Origin of the sequence: Comamonas testosteroni, from assembly GCF_014076415.1 — a bacterium.
Lineage (GTDB): Bacteria > Pseudomonadota > Gammaproteobacteria > Burkholderiales > Burkholderiaceae_C > Comamonas > Comamonas testosteroni_F.
On sequence record NZ_CP043568.1, the window covers coordinates 199,504 to 221,465 of the forward strand.

19 protein-coding genes are annotated in these 21,962 nt (G+C 64.5%); 15 read left to right on the forward strand and 4 right to left on the reverse strand.

The genetic code is table 11. The features are described 5' to 3' along the window. Positions 1 to 18 precede the first annotated feature (18 nt). Together F0P97_RS00870 and F0P97_RS00875 are read right to left on the reverse strand one after the other, a co-directional pair. Complete coding sequence (locus tag F0P97_RS00870; RefSeq protein ID WP_182285254.1) at positions 19 to 1,167, reverse strand: acyl-CoA dehydrogenase family protein; 1,149 nt, start codon at positions 1,165 to 1,167, stop codon at positions 19 to 21. Positions 1,168 to 1,199: 32 nt separating this feature from the next. Further along, positions 1,200 to 2,489, reverse strand: a complete 1,290-nt coding sequence (locus tag F0P97_RS00875) for a CaiB/BaiF CoA transferase family protein (RefSeq protein ID WP_182285255.1) — start codon at positions 2,487 to 2,489, stop codon at positions 1,200 to 1,202. On the opposite strand from F0P97_RS00875, the gene F0P97_RS00880 reads away from it, so the two are divergent. The 6 genes from F0P97_RS00880 (at position 2,468) to hutH (ending at position 8,696) form a co-directional block, all read left to right on the forward strand. Next, positions 2,468 to 3,400: a LysR substrate-binding domain-containing protein gene (locus tag F0P97_RS00880; RefSeq protein ID WP_182285256.1), complete on the forward strand. Its 933-nt coding sequence runs from the start codon at positions 2,468 to 2,470 to the stop codon at positions 3,398 to 3,400. The two genes, F0P97_RS00875 and F0P97_RS00880, sit on opposite strands and share 22 nt — an antisense overlap. A 262-nt stretch (positions 3,401 to 3,662) precedes the next feature. Continuing rightward, positions 3,663 to 4,631 (forward strand): ABC transporter substrate-binding protein, encoded by a 969-nt coding sequence (locus F0P97_RS00885; protein WP_182285257.1) that lies wholly within the window; start codon positions 3,663 to 3,665, stop codon positions 4,629 to 4,631. A gap of 17 nt (positions 4,632 to 4,648) precedes the next feature. Continuing rightward, positions 4,649 to 5,512, forward strand: a complete 864-nt coding sequence (locus F0P97_RS00890; RefSeq protein WP_198424707.1) for an ABC transporter permease — start codon at positions 4,649 to 4,651, stop codon at positions 5,510 to 5,512. Then, positions 5,512 to 6,291: an ABC transporter ATP-binding protein gene (locus F0P97_RS00895; protein WP_182285259.1), complete on the forward strand. Its 780-nt coding sequence runs from the start codon at positions 5,512 to 5,514 to the stop codon at positions 6,289 to 6,291. Before F0P97_RS00890 ends, F0P97_RS00895 begins: the two co-directional genes overlap by 1 nt. 10 nt (positions 6,292 to 6,301) lie before the next feature. Further along, positions 6,302 to 7,069 carry a histidine utilization repressor gene (hutC, locus tag F0P97_RS00900; protein ID WP_003059699.1) on the forward strand — a complete coding sequence of 256 codons (768 nt, stop codon included), beginning with the start codon at positions 6,302 to 6,304 and terminating at the stop codon, positions 7,067 to 7,069. Between the two features lie 67 nt (positions 7,070 to 7,136). Next, a complete protein-coding gene (gene hutH, locus F0P97_RS00905; RefSeq protein WP_182285260.1) occupies positions 7,137 to 8,696 on the forward strand; it encodes a histidine ammonia-lyase in 1,560 nt (519 codons plus the stop codon). A 140-nt stretch (positions 8,697 to 8,836) separates the two neighbouring features. Here hutH and hutC (F0P97_RS00910) read toward each other — a convergent pair whose 3' ends face one another. Further along, a complete protein-coding gene (gene hutC, locus F0P97_RS00910; RefSeq protein WP_182285261.1) occupies positions 8,837 to 9,553 on the reverse strand; it encodes a histidine utilization repressor in 717 nt (238 codons plus the stop codon). A 145-nt stretch (positions 9,554 to 9,698) separates the two neighbouring features. Between hutC (F0P97_RS00910) and F0P97_RS00915 the strand changes: the two genes are divergently transcribed. The 8 genes from F0P97_RS00915 to hutG all read left to right on the forward strand — a co-directional run bounded on the left by F0P97_RS00915 (position 9,699) and on the right by hutG (position 19,943). Continuing rightward, a complete protein-coding gene (locus tag F0P97_RS00915; protein WP_182285262.1) occupies positions 9,699 to 11,171 on the forward strand; it encodes a purine-cytosine permease family protein in 1,473 nt (490 codons plus the stop codon). Between the two features lie 31 nt (positions 11,172 to 11,202). After that, a complete protein-coding gene (gene hutU / locus F0P97_RS00920) occupies positions 11,203 to 12,924 on the forward strand; it encodes a urocanate hydratase (RefSeq protein ID WP_182285263.1) in 1,722 nt (573 codons plus the stop codon). A gap of 152 nt (positions 12,925 to 13,076) precedes the next feature. Next, positions 13,077 to 13,646 carry a HutD family protein gene (locus F0P97_RS00925; RefSeq protein ID WP_182285264.1) on the forward strand — a complete coding sequence of 190 codons (570 nt, stop codon included), beginning with the start codon at positions 13,077 to 13,079 and terminating at the stop codon, positions 13,644 to 13,646. Between the two features lie 139 nt (positions 13,647 to 13,785). After that, positions 13,786 to 15,048 (forward strand): imidazolonepropionase, encoded by a 1,263-nt coding sequence (gene hutI / locus F0P97_RS00930; protein ID WP_182285265.1) that lies wholly within the window; start codon positions 13,786 to 13,788, stop codon positions 15,046 to 15,048. Between the two features lie 25 nt (positions 15,049 to 15,073). Beyond that, positions 15,074 to 16,462, forward strand: coding sequence for an FAD-binding oxidoreductase (locus F0P97_RS00935; protein WP_182285266.1), 1,389 nt, complete (start codon positions 15,074 to 15,076; stop codon positions 16,460 to 16,462). Next, positions 16,459 to 17,619, forward strand: coding sequence for a histidinol-phosphate transaminase (locus F0P97_RS00940; protein WP_182285267.1), 1,161 nt, complete (start codon positions 16,459 to 16,461; stop codon positions 17,617 to 17,619). The genes F0P97_RS00935 and F0P97_RS00940 overlap by 4 nt, the downstream gene beginning before the upstream one ends. A 42-nt stretch (positions 17,620 to 17,661) precedes the next feature. Then, on the forward strand, positions 17,662 to 19,086 hold the full coding sequence (locus F0P97_RS00945; protein ID WP_182285268.1) for a formimidoylglutamate deiminase: 1,425 nt from the start codon (positions 17,662 to 17,664) through the stop codon (positions 19,084 to 19,086). A gap of 41 nt (positions 19,087 to 19,127) precedes the next feature. Further along, on the forward strand, positions 19,128 to 19,943 hold the full coding sequence (gene hutG, locus F0P97_RS00950; RefSeq protein ID WP_182285269.1) for an N-formylglutamate deformylase: 816 nt from the start codon (positions 19,128 to 19,130) through the stop codon (positions 19,941 to 19,943). A gap of 7 nt (positions 19,944 to 19,950) precedes the next feature. Here the strand turns inward: hutG and soxR are convergent, their stop codons facing one another. Then, a complete protein-coding gene (gene soxR / locus F0P97_RS00955; protein ID WP_043002921.1) occupies positions 19,951 to 20,421 on the reverse strand; it encodes a redox-sensitive transcriptional activator SoxR in 471 nt (156 codons plus the stop codon). 340 nt (positions 20,422 to 20,761) lie between these two features. On the opposite strand from soxR, the gene F0P97_RS00960 reads away from it, so the two are divergent. Continuing rightward, positions 20,762 to 21,961, forward strand: a complete 1,200-nt coding sequence (locus tag F0P97_RS00960) for an efflux RND transporter periplasmic adaptor subunit (RefSeq protein WP_182285270.1) — start codon at positions 20,762 to 20,764, stop codon at positions 21,959 to 21,961. Position 21,962 lies beyond the last annotated feature (1 nt).

A 21,962-nucleotide genomic window follows, 5' to 3' on the forward strand; every position in this document is an offset into this window, starting at 1 on the left:
CGGGTGCCGCTGCGACCCCTAGGTGCTCAGTACGGCACGTGCAATGATGGTGCGCTGAATCTCGGAAGAGCCTTCGTAGATGCGCAGGATGCGGGCGTCGCGCACATAGCGCTCCAGGGGCATTTCACGGGTATAGCCGTAGCCGCCATGGATCTGCAGCGCCTCGTCGGTCACGAAGCCCACCATCTCCGAGGCGAACAGCTTGGCCATGGCCGACTGCTGGGTGAACGGCTGCCCCTGCTGGCGCAGTGCCAGGGCCTGCATGGTCAGCCCCCAGGCGGCTTCCAGACGCAGCTTCATGTCGGCGAGCTTGAACTGGATGCCCTGCTTGCCGGCTATCGGTTCGCCGCCCACCAGACGCTGGTTGGCCCAGTCGGCTGCTGCCTTGAGCGCGGCCTCGGCGATGCCCAGAGAGGTCGCGGCCACGTCCAGGCGGCTGTTGTCCAGCACTTTCATGGCGGTCTTGAACCCGGTGCCCTCGGCGCCGAGGCGGTTGGCAGCCGGGACGCGTACGCCGTCCAGCGAAACCTCAAAGGCATGTCCGCCGCGGATGCCCATGAGCTTTTCGGGCGACGATACCTGTATGCCGGGCAGCTCGCGCGGCACGATGAAGGCACTGACTCCGCGTGCCGCAGCCTGCGCATCGGTCTTGGCGAAGACCACCATGAAGCGGGCCTCTGCCGCATTCGAGATGAAGTGCTTGACGCCCGTGATCAGATAGTCGTCGCCGTCGCGCACGGCCCGGGTACGCATGTCTGCTGGGTGGGAGCCGCCACGCGGCTCGGTCAGCGCGAAGGCCGCCAGCCATTCCCCGCTGGCGCAGCGCGGCAGCCATTGCTCGCACTGCGCCTCGTCACCGCCGATGAGAACGGCATCCGTGCCCAGGTAGTGAGCACCGATCATGGACGAGGTCGCTGCACAGGCGCGCGAGATGGCGACCAGCGACATCAGCATGGCGGTGGGAGTGACGCCCGGCCCGCCAAAGCGCTCCGGCAGATTCATGCCCATCACGCCCAGCGCGGACAGGCCGGGCACATGACGCGTGGCGGAAAAGGCTTGCTCGTCCATGGCCTGGGCCACGGGCGCCAGGGCTTCCTCGGCAAAGCGTGCAACGGCATCGGCAACGGCCTGATCTTCTTCGGTCGCGCCCAGACGAATCAATGACATGGCTGTCTCTCCTTGTTTTCTTGCTATCAGAATCAACCCAGGGCGCCTGCTTCGCGCAAGGCAGCAATGGCGTCCGTGCTGCGGCCCAGCCAGCTTTGCAGCAGCAGCTCCGTGTGCTCGCCCAGGGCCGGCGCGCGTTGCGCACGATTGGGCAGAGCGCCGTTGAAATGCACGGGCTGTGTCGGCAGCTGCAGGCCCGGAAGGCGTTCGTCTTCGATCTCGCGGAGCAGGCCACGCGAGCGGATCTGCTCGGAATTCAGGGCCTGCTCGATATTCCAGATGGGGGCTGCGGGAACGCCTGCGCTCTCCAGCCGCGCGACCACCTGGGCCACATCGTGCTGCGTGCTCCAGCCCTCCAGCGCAGCGCGCAAGGCGGGCTCGTTGGCCGAGCGGCTTTCGTCACTGGCAAAACGCGGATCGCTGGCCAGTTCGGGCAGTTCCATCGCGGCAGCGGTGGCATCGAACAGCTTCTTGTTGAGCACGGCCAGGGCGTAGTGGCCGTCACGTGCCCTGTAGACGCCGAACGGCGCCGAGAGCGGATGCCGGTTGCCCACACGCCGGGCAGGCAGGCCGGTGAACAGATAGCGTGACATCGATGTCGCCAGAAAGCTCAGCGTGGTGTCGAACATGGCGACATCGACATGCTGGCCGGTGCCTGTTCTCTGCGCCTGCAGCAGGGCCGCCAGTGTCGCCCAGGAGGCAAACAGGCCGGCAACCACATCGCTGACCGCTTCGCCGACCAGGGTGGGCGCGCCTTGAGGCTCGCCCGTGGCTTCCATCAGGCCGCTCATGGCCTGAACAATGATGTCGTAGGCCGGGCGATGGGCCAGCGGGCCGGTCTGGCCGAAGCCGGAGACGCTGACATACACCAGCCGGGGATTGAGGGCGCGCAGCGTTTCAGGGCCGATGCCCAGGCGCTCGGCCACGCCAGGCCTGAAGTTCTCGACCACCACGTCGACCTGCCGGACCAGCTCATGCACCACGGCCACCGCGTCCGCATGCTTGAGATCGAGCACCAGGCTTTGCTTGTTGCGATTCATGACCGTGAACAAGGCGCTTTGCCCGTTCTTCATGGGGCCGATGGCACGGTAGTCGTCGCCCTGGGGCGGCTCCACCTTCACGACTTCCGCTCCCAGATCGGCCAGCAAGGCCGTGGACATGGGGCCTGCCAGAACCCGGGTGAAGTCCAGGATGCGGATGCCGTCCAGCGGACGGGAGGCAGATTTTTCGGTGGATTCAGGCATGGGATTCCCGCTGTTGATCTGAAGCGATGTCTGCATGCTGCCCAAAACATGAATCAATGGAAAATATTCATTTCCCATTCATTGGATTCAAAAAATTGATTCAGATAAATCTGCGACAGCTCGAGTACTTCGTGGCCGCCGCACGCCACGGCAGCACGGCCAAGGCGGCGCTGGCCATCAATGTTTCACAGCCCTCCATCTCCAAGGCGATTGCCGACCTGGAGGCCCAATGGGGCGAGAAGCTGTTTGTGCGCAAACATGCCGTCGGGCTGGACCTGACCGCGGCAGGGCTGGCCAGAAGCCGGGAGGCCCTGAGCCTGCTGGAGGCTGCGCAACTGCTTCAGGAGCCACGCAAGCAGGCGGTTTCCGGCACGCTGAGGCTGGGCTTTCTGAGCACGCTGGGCGCGCTGTGGATTCCGCAGTTGCTTACCCAGATGCAAAAGCGCCACCCCTCCATCGACATCGAACTGGTCGAAGGGGACATCGCCTCCCTGACGCGGCAAGTGGAGCGCGGGGAGATCCATGCCGCGCTGCAATATGACCTGGGCCTGGCTCGCCCTCTGCTGACCATGCACCCGGTTGCCGCGTTGCCGCCCTATGCCTTGCTGCCCGCAAGGCATGCCCTGGCTGCGGCGCCCAGCGTGAGCCTGGCGGAGCTGGCCCAGTCGCCGTTGCTGCTGATCAACCTGCCGCAGAGCCGAGAGTACTTTCTCTCGCTGTTTCGGGAGGCGGGCGTGGTGCCCACGGTGAACTATGAACTGGCGTCGATAGAGCTTGTTCGCTCCATGGTCGCCAACGGGCATGGTGTCAGCGTTCTGACCACGCGGCCGGTGGTTGACCGAACCCACGACGGCAAGCGACTGGTCTGCAAAAGAATCAAGGGCCGTGTCGCCAAGCAGGCCGTGGTGCTGTCGGTGCCAAGGAGCAATGCCTCGGCGCTGATTGCACCATTTCTGACCGCGGCGAAAAGCGTGATTGCACCCGACTAGCGCAACTCGGATGCTGTTTTGGTGCGCGTCTCCGGGAGACGGCGGAGGCGGTCCGTGGGCGAGCGAGTTGGCACATTGCTTGCTCTTGTCGATTGTTGGTGCATGTCTATACAGCTGAGAAATGCTGTAACTATGGCGCTCGGGTAAGCCTGTATATACATGTTCAATCAGCAACCGCAAACTTCGCTGCCTGCACTGTCGTGCAAGGCTTGAAGTCCGCATCAACAACCGAACTGCTCTGGCATCGACCGAGGAGAGTCCCATGAAATCGACACGTCGCGTTCCAATCTGGCAATTGGCATTAGCCGCAACCGTTCTAGTGTCTGCTGCACAACATGCAGCGGCTCAGGAGACCAAGATCGTCCTGGGCATGTCGGGATGGACCGGCTTCGCTCCACTGACGCTCGCGGACAAGGCAGGGATCTTCAAGAAGAACGGCCTCAATGTCGAAATCAAGATGATTCCCCAGAAGGACCGTCACCTGGCGCTGGCCTCGGGTGCCGTGCAATGTGCCGCCACCACCGTGGAGACGCATGTGGCCTGGAACACCAATGGTGTGCCCATCGTGCAGATCTTCCAGATGGACAAGTCCTATGGCGCAGACGGTATTGCCGTGCGCAACGACGTCAAGAACTTTGCCGATCTGAAAGGTAAGACCGTCGCCGTCAGCGCGCCGGGTACGGCTCCCTACTTCGGTCTGGCCTGGATGCTGAACAAGAACGGCATGACCATGAAAGACATCAAGACCGTATCGCTGGAGCCGCAGCCTGCGGCACAGGCTTTTGTCTCCGGGCAGAACGATGCGGCCATGACCTATGAGCCCTACCTGTCCACGGTCCGCGCCAACCCCAGCGCGGGCAAGATTCTGGCCACCACCATCGACTACCCGATGGTGATGGACACCGTGGGTTGCGATCCCAAGTGGCTCAAGGCCAATGCGCCGGCGGCCAAGGCCCTGACCCAGTCCTACTTCGATGCGATCGCCATGATCAATTCCGACAAGGAAAAGAGCTACGAAATCATGGGCGCGGCCGTGAAGCAAAGCGGTGAACAGTTCGGCAAGTCGGCTGCCTTCCTGAAATGGTCGGACAAGGAAGCCAATCAGAAATTCTTTGCCAACGACCTGCTGCCTTTCATGAAGGAGTCAGCCGCCATCCTCAAGGAGGCTGGCGTGATTCGCAGCATTCCTGAGAACTACGGCGTCATGTACGACGCAAGCTTCATCAAGTAAGCGCAAAGAGGTTGCACATGGAAGCGGTATCACCTTCTATCAAGTCAGCGTCGCCCGCATCGGTTCAGGTGGCATCGCCTTCCGGACGGCCGGCTCGTCGGCGCTATATGGCCCCTCTGGAACCTGTCAGCCCCAAGGCCAAGTGGCTGCTCGGCACGGGCTTTTTTGCGCTTTTTGTGCTGATCTGGTCCGCCGTGACCTTTGGCGGCCTGGTGTCGCCGACCTTTCTTGCCAGCCCTCTGACGATGCTGCGCGAAGGCATTCTGCTGTTCACGGAGTTCGACTTTCACCATGACATCGGCATGACCGTATGGCGTGTCATGGGGGGCTTCATACTGGCCAGCGTCGTGGCCGTTCCGCTGGGCATTGCCATGGGGGCCTGGAAGCCCGTGGAGGCGTTTTTCGAGCCCTTTGTCTCATTCTGCCGCTACCTGCCCGCATCGGCCTTCATTCCGCTGCTGATCCTCTGGGCCGGCGTGGGCGAAGCACAGAAGCTGCTGGTCATCTTCATCGGCTCGGTGTTCCAGATCACCCTCATGGTGGCCGTGACCGTGGGCGGTGCACGCAAGGATCTGGTGGAGGCCGCCTACACCCTGGGTGCCAGCAATACCGGCATCGTCAAGCGGGTGCTGATTCCCGGTGCTGCTCCTGGCATCGCGGAAACCCTGCGCCTGGTTCTGGGCTGGGCCTGGACCTATGTGATCGTCGCCGAGCTGATCGGCTCGTCCTCCGGCATCGGACACATGATCACCGACAGCCAGGCGCTGCTCAATACCGGACAGATCATCTTCGGCATCATCATCATCGGGCTTATCGGTCTGGTGTCGGACTTCATCTTCAAAACCTTCAACCGTCGCATGTTCGAATGGAGTTCCCTGTGATGAACCAGCTGTCCATTCAAGGCGTTTCGCGTACCTTCACCAGCCACAAAGGTGTCAGCACCCAGGCGCTGCTGCCGGTGGATTTCGAGGTCCGGGAGAACGATTTCGTGACCATTCTCGGGCCCTCCGGCTGCGGCAAATCGACGATGCTGCGCATTGTTGCGGGTCTGGATTTTCCGACGACGGGGCAGGTGCTGCTGGACGGGAAACTGGTGCAGGAGCCCGGCGCCGACCGCGGCATGGTGTTTCAAAGCTATACCTTGTTTCCCTGGCTGACCGTAGCCCAGAACATTCGCTTCGGGCTGCGCGAGAAGGGTGCAAGCGAAGCCGTCCAGAAAGAGCGCAGCGACTACTTCATTGCCAAGGTGGGTCTGCGCGGGTTCGAGAATCACTATCCCAAGCAGCTGTCTGGAGGCATGCAGCAACGCACGGCGATCGCGCGTGCGCTGGCCAACGATCCCAAGATCCTGCTCATGGACGAGCCCTTCGGTGCGCTGGACAACCAGACCCGGGTTCTGATGCAGGAGTTGCTGCTGGGCATCTGGGAGGCCGAGCGCAAGACGGTGATGTTCGTGACCCACGATATCGATGAAGCCATCTTCATGGCCAATCGCGTGGCCGTGTTCAGCGCGCGTCCGGGCCGCATCAAGGCAGACATCCCGGTCCATCTGCCGCACCCGCGCCACTACACCGTCAAGACCTCGCCAGAGTTCATGGAGCTCAAGGCCCGGTTGACGGAAGAGATTCGCGCCGAGTCACTGGCTGCGGCTGCTCACTGAGGCCTGCATCATGAATGTCCGAGACCCTGCCCAACGCAAAACGGCTCCTGCAGCCCAGATGCCGCTCGCGTTGTACCAGCAGGTCAAGGACCATGTGCTGCGCAAGATCGGCGACGGCTCGCTGGCGGCCGGCGCGCGTGTGCCTTCCGAGCAGGAGCTGGTCAACGAGTTCGGCGTGGCGCGCATGACGGTGAACCGCGCGCTGCGCGAACTGGCCGAGCAGGGCGTGATCGTGCGTGTGGCGGGAGTGGGCTCCTTCGTGGCCGAGGAAAAGCCGCAATCGACCCTGCTGCGCATTGCCAATATCGGTGAAGAGATCACCCAGCGCGGTCACGATCATCGCTTCGAGCTGCTCGATATGCGCCGCGAGTCCGCCTCGCCCGAAGTCGCCGCGGCGCTGGACCTGGCGGTCGGCGCCTCGGTCTTTCACCTGCACGGCGTGCACTTCGAAAACGAGCTGCCGGTCCAGATCGAAGACCGCTATGTGAACCCCCGCCTGGTCCCTGACTTCATGGACCAGGATTTCTCTGCCGTGCAGCCCTCGGTCTATCTGGTGCGCAATGTGCAGTACGACCAGATCGAACATGTGGTCGATGCGATCTTGCCGACGGCCGAACAGGCCCGGCTGCTGCAGATGGCTATCGACCAGCCTTGCCTGATGCTCACGCGCCGTACCTGGTTGCGCGGCGTCCCTATCACCTGGGTGCATTGCGTGCATCCAGGCATGCGCTACCGACTCGGTAGCCGTTTCCGAACCGATTCAGTGCACGGCGGCTGATCCCGGCCAGGCTCTTGAATCCCTCAGTACGTTTTTGTTTCTCTTGACTGTATAGACAGGTATAGCCATGAACACTACCACCACCCAAGAGCTCTCGAACTCCGAACTGGAACTGCATCCCGGCGAACTCACGCTGGCTCAGCTGCGCCGCATTCAGGACGGCGGCGTGCAGCTCAGCATGGCGCAGGCCGCCTATGCCGCCATGCGCAAGGCCGAGGCGCATGTGCAGCACATCGTCGATGAAGACCAGGTGGTCTACGGCATCAACACTGGTTTCGGCAAGCTGGCTTCGACCAAGATTGCCCATGAGCGTCTGGCCGAGCTGCAGCGCAATCTGGTGCTTTCGCACAGCGTGGGCACGGGCGAGCCACTGCCGGATCATGTGGTGCGTCTGGTTCTGGCCACCAAGGCCGTGAGTCTGGCCCGCGGGCATTCGGGAGCCCGCACGGCGCTGGTGGACGCGCTGCTGGCGCTGGCCAATGCCGATGTCCTGCCCGTGATTCCCTCCAAGGGGTCGGTGGGCGCTTCGGGCGATCTGGCGCCGCTGTCGCACCTGGCCTGCGTGCTGATCGGCGAGGGGCAGGCCAAGGTGGACGGCAAGATCGTCTGCGGCCGTGAAGCCATGAAACATATCGGTCTGGAGCCCTTTGTGCTGGGTCCCAAGGAGGGGCTGGCGCTGCTGAATGGAACCCAGGTCTCCACCTCGCTGGCGCTGGCGGGTCTGTTCCAGGCCGAAAGCGTGCTGGCCGCAGGCCTGGTCGCCGGCTGCCTGACGCTGGAAGCCATACAGGGCTCGATCAAGCCCTTCGATGCGCGCATTCACGAGGCCAGAGGCCAGCAGGGACAGATTGCCGTGGCGGCCGCCGTGCGCTCGCTGCTGGACGGCAGCGCCATCGACCCCTCGCACCCCAATTGCGGGCGCGTGCAGGATCCCTATTCCATCCGCTGCGTGCCGCAGGTCATGGGCGCCTGCCTGGACAACCTCAGCCATGCTGCGCGCGTGCTGGTCATAGAAGCCAATGCAGCCTCGGACAATCCGCTGGTGTTCGACAACGGCGACGTGATTTCGGGCGGCAACTTCCACGCCGAACCCGTGGCTTTCGCCGCCGACATCATGGCCCTGGCGATCGCCGAAATCGGCGCCATCTCCGAGCGTCGCATGGCCTTGCTGCTGGACACCGGGCTGTCGCGCCTGCCGGCCTTCCTGATCGAAGACAGCGGCGTCAACTCGGGCTTCATGATCGCCCAGGTCACGGCGGCCGCCCTGGCGGCCGAAAACCAGTGCCTGGCGCACCCGAGCAGCGTGACCAGCCTGCCCACATCGGCCAACCAGGAAGACCATGTCTCCATGGCCACCTATGGCGCGCGTCGCCTGGCCGACATGGCCAGGAACACGGCGGTGATCGTGGGCGTGGAGGCCATGGCCGCAGTCCAGGGCATGGACTTCGACCGCCGTCTCAAGAGCTCGCCGCTGATCGAGGAGCAGTACGCGCTGATCCGCAGCCAGGTGCCTTATCTGGACAAGGACCGCTACCTGGCCCCCGATATCGAAATCATGCGTCTGTGGGCGCTGGAAACCGCCTGGCCCGAGGTGTTGCAGAACATCCTGCCAAGCACGGAGCGCTAAAACTGCTGCCTACAACCCTCATCGCAAAAATCGCCGGTGCCTCAGGCCAGGGGGGGCAAGCAAGTGCCTCAGCCGGCCGCGCCGCCTCGCAGCGAGGGCGCCGTCCCCTTGGGGGAAAGCGGCGCAGCCGCTCAGGGGGATCAAAAACTTCCCGCGAATTGGTAGCGCGATGCCGGGTGCCACAGGGCCGAAACCGAGGCCACCTGGCCCTGGGAGCGGGTTTTGCGGCGCAGCACCAGGCAGGGCTCGGAGGTTTCCATGCGCAGCAGATCAGCGACCTCGGCCGTGGGCATGCTCGCCTCGATGGAGAAGCTCACTCCCTGCAGCGGAGCCACGCGCACCAGATAGGCATTCGGCGTCTGGCTTGCAAAGTCCTGGCTCAGATAGTCGGGAGCCACGGCCGGGTTCACATAACGGTCTTCGACCTGGATGGGAACATCGTTTTCGAAGTGCACGACCACGGAGTGAAACAGATGGGGGGCGGCGTTCAGCTCGAACTGGCGCAGCAGGGCGGCGTCGACCTTGCAGCGCTCGAGCCGCTGCAGCTCCCCCCGATGGCGGTGGCCGCGAGCCGCGATCTCGTCGGCGATATTGCGCAGCTCGACCAGGGTGGCCTGGTACTTCTGCTGGGCCACGAAAGTGCCCGAGCCCTGGACACGCGTCAGTGTCTTTTCGTCGCTGAGCTCGCGCAAGGCACGGTTGACGGTCATGCGCGCCACATTGAACTGCTTGACCAGCGCGGCCTCGCTGGGAATGGCCTGGCCTTCCTGCCATACGCCACTGTGGATCTGCTGCAGCACATGGTCTTTGATGCGCTGGAACGCAGGTACGGCGGCGGTGGTATCGGTTCGCGACATAGGGTTTGTTTGGATTAGAAAAGCTGTCTAGATGATTGACGTTGGCAGGAGTAAATCACAAAATTCGTATAGACAACTTTATGGAAATTACTGAAAGTTGTTCGGACATATAAGAGACATCCAGAGGGATTGACGGAGCAATTTCATGAGTATTGATACAGCAACGCTGGGTTCCTCTGGCGCCATCGAGAGCAGAACCATAGACATGGTTCCGGAGAGCGAGCGCCACGGCACGCCCTCCAGCCAGTTCACCCTCTGGTTCGGTGCCAACATGCAGATCACGGCGGTGGTGGACGGCGCCCTGGCCGTGGTGTTCGGCGCCGAAGCCATGACCGCCATCCTCGGTCTCCTGATCGGCAATATTCTCGGCGGCATCGTCATGGCGCTGCACTCGGCCCAGGGGCCGCGCCTGGGTCTGCCCCAGATGATCTCCAGCCGCGTGCAGTTCGGCGTCAAGGGCGCAGCCCTGCCATTGGTGCTGGTGATCCTGATGTATGTGGGCTTCGCCGCCACGGGCACCGTGCTCTCGGGCCAGGCCATCAATCTGATGTTCGGCTTTCACAGCCCCGCGGCCGGCATCATCATCTTCGGCGCGCTCACGGCCCTGGTCGCGGTGGTGGGCTACCGGCTCATCCATGTGGTGGGGCGCATCTCCACCGTGGTCGGCATTCTGGGCTTTGGCTATCTGGCCTGGCAGCTGTGCCATCAGTTCGATGTGGTCTCGGCGTTCGGCCAGAAGCCTTTCACCTGGGCCAGCTTTCTCACCGCCATGGCTCTGTCGGCAGGCTGGCAGATGACGTTTGCCCCCTATGTGGCCGACTATTCGCGCTATCTGCCCACCAGGACCTCGACCGCCGCCACCTTCTGGACCACGTTCGGCGGCAGTGTCATCAGCTCGCAGCTGGCCATGAGCTTCGGTGTGCTGGTCGCAGCCCTGGGCGCCAACTTCATCAAGAACCAGGTCGGCTTCATGGGCCAGCTGGCTGGCCCGCTGGCCGTGGTGATCTATCTGGTCATCGTCACCGGCAAGCTTACCGTGAACTGCCTCAACGCCTATGGCGGCTTCATGACCGTGCTGACAACGGTCAGCGCCTTCAACCGGAAAACGCAGTTCACCGCGACATCGCGCCTGCTCTACATCCTGGGCTTTGTGCTGGTGACGGTGCTGGTGGCCCTGCTGGCCAGCTCCAACTTCCTGGCCACCTTCAAGAATTTCGTGCTGCTGCTGCTCACCGTGTTCGTTCCCTGGAGCGCCGTCAATCTGGTGGACTACTACCTGGTCTCCAAGGAAAAGGTGGACATCCCGGCGCTCTATGACAGCCAGGGCCGTTATGGCGCCTACAACTGGACGGCCCTGTCCTGCTATGTGATGGGCGTTGCGGTGCAGATTCCCTTCATCAACCAGGCCATGTATGTGGGCCCGCTGGCCAAGGCCATGAACGGCGCCGACATCTCGTGGATCGTGAGCCTGATCGTCACCTCGCTCGTCTACTACCCGCTGGCCAGGAAAAGCATGAACGTGCCCGGCCAGATGATCTACCCCAGCCCGGCTCCTGCCGCGACCACAGGCGCAGACAGGAACTTTGCTGGTGCCACTTACGCCGTGCAAGCCGGCTGAATCCTCCCACCCATTCTTGAAGGATACGACCATGAACGCCAACGACGCCATCCTCAGCGCGGCCAAGCAAGACCCCCGCTACGACGCCAGCCGAGAAATCCGCGCTCCCCGCGGCAGCGAGCTGCACTGCAAGAACTGGCTCGCCGAAGCGGCCTACCGCATGATCCAGAACAACCTGGACCCGGATGTGGCCGAGAACCCCAAGGCGCTCGTCGTCTACGGCGGCATCGGCCGCGCGGCCCGCAACTGGGAGTGCTATGACGAGATCCTGGCCCAGCTCAAGAAGCTCGAGGCCGACGAATCGCTGCTGATCCAGTCGGGCAAGCCGGTGGGCGTGTTCAAGACCCACCCCGATGCGCCGCGCGTGCTGCTGGCCAACTCCAACCTGGTGCCCAAGTGGGCCAACTGGGAGAAGTTCAACGAGCTCGATCAGAAGGGCCTGTTCATGTACGGCCAGATGACGGCCGGCAGCTGGATCTACATCGGCGCCCAGGGCATCGTGCAGGGCACGTTCGAGACCTTTGTCGAGGCCGGTCGCCAGCACTACAACAACGACCTGACCGGCAAGTGGATTCTCACGGCCGGCCTGGGCGGCATGGGCGGTGCCCAGCCGCTGGCCGGCGTGCTGGCCGGTGCCTGCGTGCTGGCCATCGAATGCAAGCAGTCCAGCATCGACTTCCGCCTGCGCACCCGCTATGTGGACAAGCAGGCCAAGGACATCGACGATGCACTGGCCCTGATCAAGCATCACACCGAAAAGGGCGAGGCCGTCTCCATCGCCCTGCTGGGCAATGCGGCCGAAGTCCTGCCCGAGCTGGTCAGGCGCGCCAAGGCCGGCGGCATCCGTCCCGATATCGTGACCGACCAGACCTCCGCCCATGATCTGATCAACGGCTATCTGCCCGTGGGCTGGACCGTGGAGCAATGGAACGCCGCTGCGGCCGATCCCGGTCAACATCCCAGGCTCAAGAAGGCCGCCGCCCAGGGCTGCGCCCAGCATGTGCAGGCCATGCTGGACTTCCAGGCCATGGGCATTCCCACGGTGGACTACGGCAACAACATCCGCCAGGTGGCCCTGGACGAAGGCGTGAAGAACGCCTTCGACTTCCCCGGCTTTGTGCCCGCCTACATCCGCCCCCTGTTCTGCGAAGGCAAGGGCCCGTTCCGCTGGGTGGCGCTGTCCGGCGACCCCGAGGACATCTACAAGACCGACGCCAAGATCAAGGAGCTGTTCCCCGAAAACAAGCACACCCACCGCTGGCTGGACATGGCCAAGGAGCGCATCGCCTTCCAGGGCCTGCCATCGCGCATCTGCTGGCTGGGTCTGGGCGAGCGCCACAAGGCGGCCCTGGCCTTCAATGAAATGGTCAAGAACGGCGAACTCAAGGCGCCCATCGTGATCGGCCGCGACCACCTGGACTGCGGCTCGGTGGCTAGCCCCAACCGCGAGACCGAAGCCATGAAGGACGGCACCGACGCCGTCTCCGACTGGCCGCTGCTCAACGCACTACTCAACACTGCGGGTGGTGCCACCTGGGTCAGCCTGCACCACGGCGGTGGCGTGGGCATGGGTTACTCGCAACACGCTGGCGTGGTCATCGTGGCCGATGGTACGGACGAGGCTGCGGCCCGCCTGAACCGCGTGCTCTGGAACGACCCCGCCACCGGCGTGATGCGCCATGCCGATGCAGGCTACGAGATTGCCGTGCAAGCGTCCAAGCGCCATGGCTTGAATCTGCCGATGGTGAAGTAACGTCGTCCCCCCTGAGCGGCTGCGCCTAGGCGGCCCCGCCGCTTCCCCCCCAGGGGGACGACGCCCTTTGCTGCGGGGCGGCCCTTGCTGGGCGTCCCGCACCTGGGGCATGCTTGTTTTTAGAGCTTCGGCTTCACTCACAACAGTCTTCGATGCAACGCTTTGACCTGAACCAGATTGCGCCCAGCCCGTGGAAGAACGGGGGCGGCAGCACGCGCGAGATTGCCTGCTGGCCGCAGGGCGCGGGCATGGACAGCTTTGGCTGGCGCGTGAGCGTGGCCAGGATTGCCCAGGCCGGCCCGTTTTCGGCGTTTGCGGGCATAGACCGGCAGATCATGCTGCTCGATGGCGACGGGGTGCAGCTGCACAGCGCCCAGGCCGGGCTCGAGCATGCATTGACCGAGCGCTGGCAGCCGTTCGCCTTTTCGGGCGATATGGCGCTGGATTGCGATCTGCTGGGCGGCCCGTCCAGCGACTTCAATGTCATGACCCGGCGCGGACAATGGTCGGCCCGGCTGGAGCTGCTCGGCGGCCAGGCCGAGGCGGGGCTGAGCGCTGCGGGGCTTTGCATGGTGTTGCAAGGTAGCTGGAAATGCGCCGACGGGTGGATACTGCAAGCCGGTCAGGGGCTCTGGTGGAGCAGCGTCCGGTCCAAAGAGCTGCTGGTGGCGCAGGGCGAGGATGCCAGGCTGATCCTGGTCAGCCTGACAGCGCACACCTGAAACAGGAGCGGCTTGCGCCTTTGTACCGGACATTTCAGTGAAGATTGATCTGAAAAGTTAAGGGAGGCAAGCGCTGGAAGCTATGAAATCAGGAGTTTCATGGCCTGGACTGACATCATCGAACACGAGGAGCATCGCCATGGCGCAAGCTAATCCCCATCCCGCAGTCTCCGCCGACGGCTGCTGGCAAAACCTGCGTCTGGCGCCGCAGCTGTATGTCTCCGAGGTGGCGGATATTCCCGAAAGTACGCTGGCCTGCATCGTGGTGCAGCAGGGCCGCATGGTCTGGGTGGGACCGCAGGATGCCATGCCTGCCCAATACCAGGCGCTGCCCAGGCACGATGGCGCAGGGCGTCTTGCCACGCCGGGCCTGATCGACTGCCACACCCATCTGGTCTATGGCGGCGAGCGCGCCAACGAGTTCGCCATGCGCCTGGCCGGTGCCAGCTACGAAGAAGTGGCCAGGGCCGGCGGCGGCATCGTCTCCAGCGTCAGGGCCACGCGCGAAGCGTCGGAGGATGAACTGGTGGCGCTGGCTCTGCCGCGTCTTGAGCAGTTGCTGGCCGAAGGCGTGACGGCCATAGAGATCAAGTCGGGCTACGGACTGGCCCTGGAACACGAGCGCAAGCAGCTGCGTGCCGCAAGGCGTCTGGGCGAGCTGTGTGCCGTAACCGTGCGAACCACCTTTTTAGGGGCCCATGCGCTGCCGCCCGAGTATGCGGGCCGCAGCCAGGAATACACGGATCTGGTCTGTCAGGTCATGCTGCCGGCGCTGGCCGCCGAAGGCCTGATCGATGCCGTCGACGTGTTCTGCGAACGCATCGCCTTCTCGCTGGCCGAGACCGAGCAGGTCTTCCAGGCGGCCAAGGCATTGGGCCTGCCCGTCAAGCTGCATGCCGAGCAGCTGTCGAATATGGAGGGTGCAGCCCTCGCGGCCCGCTATGGCGCGCTGTCCTGCGACCACATCGAGCACCTGTCCGAGCAGGGCATCGCCGAGATGAAGAAGGCAGGCACCGTGGCCGTGCTGCTGCCCGGGGCCTTCTACACGCTGCGCGACACCAAAGTGCCCCCGATTGAGGAATTAAGGGCCGCCAAGGTCCCGATGGCCGTTTCTACCGATCACAATCCGGGTACCTCCCCGTGCTTGAGCTTGCTGCTCATGGCCAATATGGCTTGCACGCTGTTCCGTCTGACGGTTCCCGAGGCTCTGGCCGGCATTACCCGGCACGCCGCGCAGGCTCTGGGCCTGCAGGACGAGCAAGGCCTGATTGCCGTGGGTCGCCCCGCCAATTTCGTGCTCTGGCCCGTGCAGCGGGCTGCAGAGCTGGCCTACTGGTTCGGCAGCAAGCCTGACTGCACGGTGGTGCGCCAGGGCCTGATTGCACAGCAAGCCAAAGCCTGAATGCGGGGAGCGCGAAAGGTTGCTGATGTCTCACGAACAATTTCTCAATGAACTGATTTCCACCCTGGGCGCCGATGTAGCGCTGCGCGGCACGGACACGCCCGAGCGTTGTCGCACCGATTGGAGCGGCACGCCGCCCCGGCAGCCGCTGGCGCTGGTGCGCCCGCGCACCACGGAGGAAGTCAGCGCCGTCATGCGCCTGTGCAGCGCCCACAGGATTGCGGTGGTCCCCCAGGGTGGACTGACCGGGCTGGCCGGTGCCGCAGTCCCCATGGAGGGGGCAGTGGCCCTGTCGCTGGATCGCATGAACCGCATCGAGGACATCGATGCCAAGACCGGGCTGATGCAGGTGCAGGCCGGCGTCACCCTGCAGGCCGTGCAGGAGGCTGCCGTCGATGTCGGCATGGTGTTCGGCGTGGATCTCGGCGCTCGCGGCAGCTGCCAGATCGGCGGCAATGTCTCCACCAACGCGGGCGGCAACGGCGTGCTGCAGCACGGCATGATGCGCGAGCAGGTGCTGGGCCTGGAGGTGGTGCTGGCCGACGGCACGGTGCTGCCCATGCTGCGCCCCATGATCAAGAACAACACGGGCTATGACCTCAAGCAGTTCTTCATCGGTGCCGAAGGCACGCTGGGCATCATCACGCGCGTGCTGCTGCGCCTGCGTCCCGCGCCCCAGGCCACGGCCACGACGCTGGTGGCCATGCCCGATTTCGACTCGGCGCTGGCCGTGCTCAAGCGCATGCAATCGCGCTTCGGCAACAGCGTCGCTGCCTATGAGCTGATGTGGGACAGCTTTGTGCAGGCCTCCATGGCCTGGCTCAAGCTCGCTGCGCCTTTTGAACAGCGCTACCCCTTGCTGGCCCTGATCAATGTGGACGGCAAGGACGAGGCGCAACTGCAAGGCGATGTGCAGCAGGTGCTCGAGGAAGCCATGGAAGCCGGCGAGGTGCTCGATGCCATCGTGGCCCAGTCGGGTGCCCAGGTGCAGCAGCTGTGGAAGCTGCGCGAGGCACCGGCCGAGCTCAACAACAATATGCATCCCGCCATCAACTTCGACGTGAGCCTGCCCCAGGCCGACATCGGCCGTTTTGCCGAAGCCTGCATGCAGGCCTTTGCCGCTCGCTGGCCAGGTCACCAGGCGCTGTACTTCGGCCATGTGGGCGACGGCAATCTCCATGTCTCGGTGGATGGCAAGACCGTCAACGGCGAATGCGAGCAGGTGGAGGCGCTTCTCTACCGCATCGTGGGCGAGATGCAGGGCAGCGTCTCCGCGGAGCACGGCATCGGCCTGCACAAAAAGCCTTTTCTCAGCAACAGCCGCACGCCCGCAGAGCTGGCGGCGATGCGGGCCATCAAGCTGGCCCTCGATCCCCTGGGCCTGATGAATCCCGGAAAGGTGTTCGATCTATGACGAATTCTCTGGTGGCCTCGCTGGCCCGTGCCCAGGTGCGCCCGCTGCCCGCATACAACGCCGGCCTGTCCAATGAAGCGGTACGGGCGCGCTATGGCGTGACCGATATCGCGCGACTGGCCAGCAATGAAAATCCCTTCGGTGCCAGTGCCTCGGTGCGCCGCGCGATTGCCGAGGTGGCCGACGATGTGGGTAACTATCCCGATGCCAACTGCACGGCCTTGCGCGAAGCCATTGCCGAGCGCACAGGGCTGCCCGCCGGGCGTCTGGTGTTCGGCGACGGCTCGGAAGACCTGATCAAGATTCTCTGCGAGGTCTTCCTCGCCCCCGGCGATCTGGTGGTGACCCAGCGTCCCGTGTTCGGCCTGCACGAAATCTATCCGAAGATGATGGGCGCGGAAGTCGAGCTCCTCGAGCTGAACGAGGAACTGGGCTTCGATCTGGGCGCCTGGTGCACTGCCGTGGCCAAGGCCCCCAAGATCGCCTTCCTGCCCAACCCGTCCAACCCCGTGGGCTGCATGATGGATGCGGCGCAGTTTGCGCAGGTGCTGGAGGCCACGCCCGCCAACACCGTGCTGGTGGTGGATGAGGCTTATTACGAATACGCGCTGCATGACGATGACTACCCCGATGTGCTGGCCATGCTGGACGCGCGGGTCGGACCCTGGATCGTGCTGCGCACCTTCTCCAAGGCCTGGGGCCTGGCCGGTCTGCGCGTGGGCTACGGCATGGCCGACAGCGCCGAGCTGGTGGGCCTGATGGACAAGGTGCGCTCGCCCTTCAACGTGAACATGGCGGCCCAGCGCGCGGCGCTGGCGGCCTGGAACGACCCTGCGCACATGCGCAGCGGCGTGGCCGCCACGGTGGCGCTGCGCGAAGATCTGCGCAGACAGCTGCTGGCGCTGGCAGGACCGGGCCAGCCGCTGCAAGGCCTGCGCATTGCGCCCTCGGTAGCCAACTTCCTGTTTCTCGACCTGGGCCGTCCCAATGCCCCGGTGACCGAGGCGCTGCTCAGGCAGGGCGTGATCGTCAAGCCCTGGAAGGAGCCCGGTTTCGAGCATTTCATGCGCGTGTCCATAGGCACCGAAGGCGACAACGCGCGTTTTGTTCTGGCTTTGCTGGCTGCGATGGAGCAGACTGAGCGCGTGACTGCATGAGCTGCGCGGTTTGATCTTTTTCGCTTCACAGAGACCATCATCATGACTGCATCCCCATCCATTTCGCGTACCTTGTTTGCCGAAGACGCCTTACTGCCCACGGGATGGGCGCGCAACGTCCTGCTGAGCTGGGATGAGAGCGGGCGTCTGGCCGAGGTGCTCACCGATGTGGATCCGCAAAGCGGCGAGGCCGGCGAGGTCGATACCGCCATCCGTGCAGCCGGCCCGCTGATCCCCGGCATGCCAAATCTGCACTCGCATGCCTTCCAGCGCGCATTCGGCGGGCTGACCGAGTTCCGCGGCCAGGCGCAGGACAGCTTCTGGAGCTGGCGCAAGCTGATGTACGGCTTTGCCAATCGCATGACGCCCGAGGCCCTGGAGGCGATCGCGACCTGGCTGTACCTGGAAATGCTGGAGGCCGGCTACACCTCGGTCTGCGAGTTCCACTATGTGCACCATGATGTGGGCGGCAAGCCCTATGCCAACGATGCCAGCCTGTCTCTGGCGCTGCTGCGTGCGGCGCAGAAGACGGGCATAGGCATGACCTTGCTGCCCGTGCTCTATCAGACCAGCGGCTTCGGGGGCCTGCCGCCTCGCGAGGATCAGGCCCGCTTCATTCGCAGCACTGACAATATGCTCGGCCTGCTGCAGCAGCTGGAGCCCGTGACCAGGGCGCAGCAGGCAGCCCTGGGCCTTGCTCCGCACTCGCTGCGGGCCGTGCCCCCGGACAGCCTCAAGACTGCGCTCGCTGGCCTGCACGCCATGCTGCCCAAGGCACCGGTGCACATCCATATTGCAGAGCAGACCCAGGAGGTGGATGACTGCCTGGCCTGGAGTGGTCAGCGCCCCGTGCAATGGCTGCTCGACCATGCACCCGTCGATGCGCGCTGGTGCCTGGTTCATGCCACGCATATGACGCCCGAGGAATATGCAGGCGCGGCTCGCAGCGCTGCCGTGGCCGGCATCTGTCCCACCACTGAAGCCAACCTCGGCGACGGCATTTTCGACATGCCGCTGTGGCTCAGGCATGGCGGTCGCTGGGGCATTGGCTCGGACAGCCACGCTACGGTCAATGCGGCCGAAGAGCTGCTGATGCTCGAATACAGCCAGCGCCTGAACCTGCGCCAGCGCAATGTGCTTGGCGGCGGCGCTCAGCCCCAGGTGGCGACCTCCATGACCCTGCAGGCGGTGGCCGGCGGTGCCCAGGCCTCGGGCCGTGCCATTGCCGGTCTGGCCGTGGGCCAGCAGGCGGATTTCGTGGTGCTCGATGCCCGGCATGTGGCCCTCAACGGGCTGCCTGCCGACAGCGGCCATGCGGCCCATGTGTTTGCCAGCCATCGCACTTCGGCCATTGCCGAAGTCTGGGTTCGCGGCCAGCAGCGTGTGCAGGCAGGCCGCCATACGCTGCACGAAGTCGCTCAGCAAGGCTTTGTGCAGACCCGCAAGGCATTGCTGCAGAACGCCTGAGGGCGGCTGCATCCAGATTTTTGACAGAAGAGAGACGCTCCATGAGCCAAGCCATCGCCCCCTTTGTCTTTCACCAGGGTACGGCACCGCTGCTGATTTCCATGCCGCATACCGGCACCCATGTGCCGGCCGACATTGCGGCCAGGCTCACGCCCGAAGGGCGCGAAGTCCACGACACCGACTGGCACATGCCGCGGCTCTACGACTTCGCCAAGGAACTGGGCGCATCCATTCTGGCCGCCACGCATTCGCGCTATGTCATCGATCTGAACCGTCCGCCCGATGGTGCCAGCCTCTATCCGGGCCAGAGCGTGACCGGGCTGTGCCCGGTTGACGGCTTCGACAGCGAGCCCCTGTATGCGAGCAAGGACCTGGAGCCCGACGAGGCGGAGGTCGCGCGCCGTCGCGAACTCTACTGGCAGCCCTATCATGCGCAGCTGCGCGCCGAGCTCGACCGCATCAAGAGCCAGCATGGCGTGGCCATGCTGTGGGATGCGCACAGCATCCGCTCGGTGCTGCCGCGCTTTTTCGAGGGCAAGCTGCCCGACCTGAACCTGGGCACCGCCGACGGCAAGAGCTGCGCGCCAGCGCTGGCCCAGCAGTTGCTGGATATTGCACGGCAGGCACCGGACCACACCAGCGTGCTCAATGGCCGCTTCAAGGGCGGCTTCATCACGCGCAACTATGGTCAGCCGGAGCAGGGCTTCCACGCCGTGCAGCTGGAGATGACGCAGTCCAGCTATATGCAGGAGCAGATGCCGTTCGACTATCTGCCCGAGGTTGCGGCCCGCATCCAGCCCACCATGCAGCGCCTGCTGCAGGCCGTGCTGGCCTTCGCCCAGGCCAGCGGCCGCTGAGCCGAGGCTAGTGGCCTTCGGCCTGCAGCTCGTCGCCTAGCCAGCGGCGCGGTCCCGGGCCGCCGCGCTGGCACTGGTCGCCGGGGTTGTACATGCTGCACACCTTGAGCGACAGACAGCCGCAGCCTATGCACTGGTTGAGGCTGTCGCGCAGGCGCTGCAGCTCGTCGATGCGCTCGTCCAGCCGCTGTTGCCAGATGCGCGACATCTTCTGCCAGTCGCCGCCCGTGGGCACATGCCGCGTCGGCAGCCGCGCCAGCTGCGCGGCAATCTCCTCCAGCGTGAAACCCACGCGCTGCGCAAACACGATGTAGGCGATGCGCCGCAGGCCCGAACGGTGGTAGCGCCGCCTTCCGCTGCTGCTTCGCACCGATTCGATCAGACCCAGCGACTCGTAGTAGCGCAGCGCCGATGCGTTGACGCCGCTGCGCTGCGCGAAGTCGCTGATGCTCATCAGCGGATCATCCTCAATTTTCATGATGTCTTTCCCTGGGACTTGACTTAAAGTTCACTTGAACTTGAAGAATGCCGCCATTGTGATCGAGAGCCGGTGGAGCCGCAATCAACGGCCCATGCGCTGGTCGGAGTTTTTCTTGTATTCATAGCTGCATCCGATTGATAAAAAACAATTTCAGATGGTTTTATGCCTGAAGTTGTTTATTGAAAAGCGATAGCAGCTATCTTTATTGAATCTCTTCCAGCCACCTGCCAATGCCTGTCACAAGCATGGCCGCTCCTGCGTCTTATCGGCAGAGGCGGTCGTTCCGTCAGCCTGCTGCCGCCAGCAGGGCGGGCGCATTCATTCAGGGAGAGTCCATATGTCAGTCCATTCCACGCCGCCGCTGCGGCCCTTGCTGCTGGCCGGAGGCCTCGCGGCGCTGGCCCTGCTCTCCGGCTGCGGCCGCCCCGGCGCGAGCGATGCCCATGCCGGCAACGGCCCGCCGCCCGCGCCCGAGGTGCAGGTGGCCGAGGTCGCCTTGCAGGCCATACGCCCCTGGGACGAGTTCAACGGCCGCATCGAGGCCGTGGAGTCGGTGCAGCTGCGCTCGCGCGTGTCGGGCTATATCGAGCGCATCGCCTTCGCCGAGGGCCAGGAGGTGAAGAAAGGCCAGTTGCTGTTCGTGATCGACCAGCGGCCCTATCGCGCGGCCCTGGCCAGCGCCCAGGCCCAGCTCGAACGCGCGCGTGCCGCTGCCGGACTGGCGCAGACGCAGGACCAGCGCGCGCGCCAGCTGGTGGCCGAGAATGCGGTCTCGCGCGAGGAAGCCGACACGCGGGCCGCAACGCTGGCCCAGGCCACGGCCCAGGTGCGTGCGGCCGAGGCCGAGCTGGCCACCGCCCGGCTGCAGCTCGACTTCACCGAGGTGCGCGCGCCCATCACGGGCCGTGCCAGCCGCGCCCTGCTCACCGTGGGCAATATGGCCCAGGCCGACCAGAGCGTGCTGACCACCCTGGTCTCGCAGGACCCGGTGTATGCGTATTTCGATGCCGACGAGCACAGCTTTCTGCGCTACCAGAAGGCAGGTCTGGCCGGCCTGACCGGCCAGGGCCGCGCGGTGCGTGTCGCCCTGGTCGGCGACAGCGGTTTTTCCCATGCGGGCACGCTGGACTTCAGCGACAACCAGCTCCAGCCGGGCACGGGCACCATGCGTTTGCGCGCGCGCCTGGCCAACCCCGACCGGATGCTGACGCCGGGACTGTTCGCGCGCGTGCAGATGCAAAGCGGCCCGGACCGGCAGGAGGCCGAGTCCCAGGCGCTGCTGATCGACGACAAGGCCGTGCTCACCGACCAGGACCGCAAGTACGTCTATGTGGTGGGTGAAGGCAATCTGGCCGAGCGTCGCGACCTCACGCTGGGTCGCATGGTCGATGGCCGGCGACTGGTGGAAAAAGGCCTGGCCGCGGGTGACCGGCTGGTGGTGGGCGGCGTGCAGCGCATCTACTACCCCGGCATGCCCGTCAATCCCAGGCCGGTGGCGGCAGCGGCCGCACAGCCCGCGCCAGCCGCTGCGCAGTAAG

Coding starts and splice junctions, on each gene's coding strand:
- F0P97_RS00890 (WP_198424707.1), top strand. CDS start 4,649: ATGGAAGCGGTATCACCTTCTATCAAGTCAGCGTCGCCCGCATCGGTT.
- hutI (WP_182285265.1), top strand. CDS start 13,786: ATGGCGCAAGCTAATCCCCATCCCGCAGTCTCCGCCGACGGCTGCTGG.
- F0P97_RS00940 (WP_182285267.1), top strand. CDS start 16,459: ATGACGAATTCTCTGGTGGCCTCGCTGGCCCGTGCCCAGGTGCGCCCG.
- F0P97_RS00870 (WP_182285254.1), bottom strand. CDS start 1,167: ATGTCATTGATTCGTCTGGGCGCGACCGAAGAAGATCAGGCCGTTGCC.
- F0P97_RS00925 (WP_182285264.1), top strand. CDS start 13,077: ATGCAACGCTTTGACCTGAACCAGATTGCGCCCAGCCCGTGGAAGAAC.
- hutH (WP_182285260.1), top strand. CDS start 7,137: ATGAACACTACCACCACCCAAGAGCTCTCGAACTCCGAACTGGAACTG.
- F0P97_RS00935 (WP_182285266.1), top strand. CDS start 15,074: ATGTCTCACGAACAATTTCTCAATGAACTGATTTCCACCCTGGGCGCC.
- F0P97_RS00960 (WP_182285270.1), top strand. CDS start 20,762: ATGTCAGTCCATTCCACGCCGCCGCTGCGGCCCTTGCTGCTGGCCGGA.
- F0P97_RS00880 (WP_182285256.1), top strand. CDS start 2,468: ATGGAAAATATTCATTTCCCATTCATTGGATTCAAAAAATTGATTCAG.
- hutU (WP_182285263.1), top strand. CDS start 11,203: ATGAACGCCAACGACGCCATCCTCAGCGCGGCCAAGCAAGACCCCCGC.
- hutG (WP_182285269.1), top strand. CDS start 19,128: ATGAGCCAAGCCATCGCCCCCTTTGTCTTTCACCAGGGTACGGCACCG.
- hutC (WP_182285261.1), bottom strand. CDS start 9,553: ATGTCGCGAACCGATACCACCGCCGCCGTACCTGCGTTCCAGCGCATC.
- F0P97_RS00875 (WP_182285255.1), bottom strand. CDS start 2,489: ATGGGAAATGAATATTTTCCATTGATTCATGTTTTGGGCAGCATGCAG.
- F0P97_RS00915 (WP_182285262.1), top strand. CDS start 9,699: ATGAGTATTGATACAGCAACGCTGGGTTCCTCTGGCGCCATCGAGAGC.
- F0P97_RS00895 (WP_182285259.1), top strand. CDS start 5,512: ATGAACCAGCTGTCCATTCAAGGCGTTTCGCGTACCTTCACCAGCCAC.
- F0P97_RS00885 (WP_182285257.1), top strand. CDS start 3,663: ATGAAATCGACACGTCGCGTTCCAATCTGGCAATTGGCATTAGCCGCA.
- F0P97_RS00945 (WP_182285268.1), top strand. CDS start 17,662: ATGACTGCATCCCCATCCATTTCGCGTACCTTGTTTGCCGAAGACGCC.
- soxR (WP_043002921.1), bottom strand. CDS start 20,421: ATGAAAATTGAGGATGATCCGCTGATGAGCATCAGCGACTTCGCGCAG.
- hutC (WP_003059699.1), top strand. CDS start 6,302: ATGAATGTCCGAGACCCTGCCCAACGCAAAACGGCTCCTGCAGCCCAG.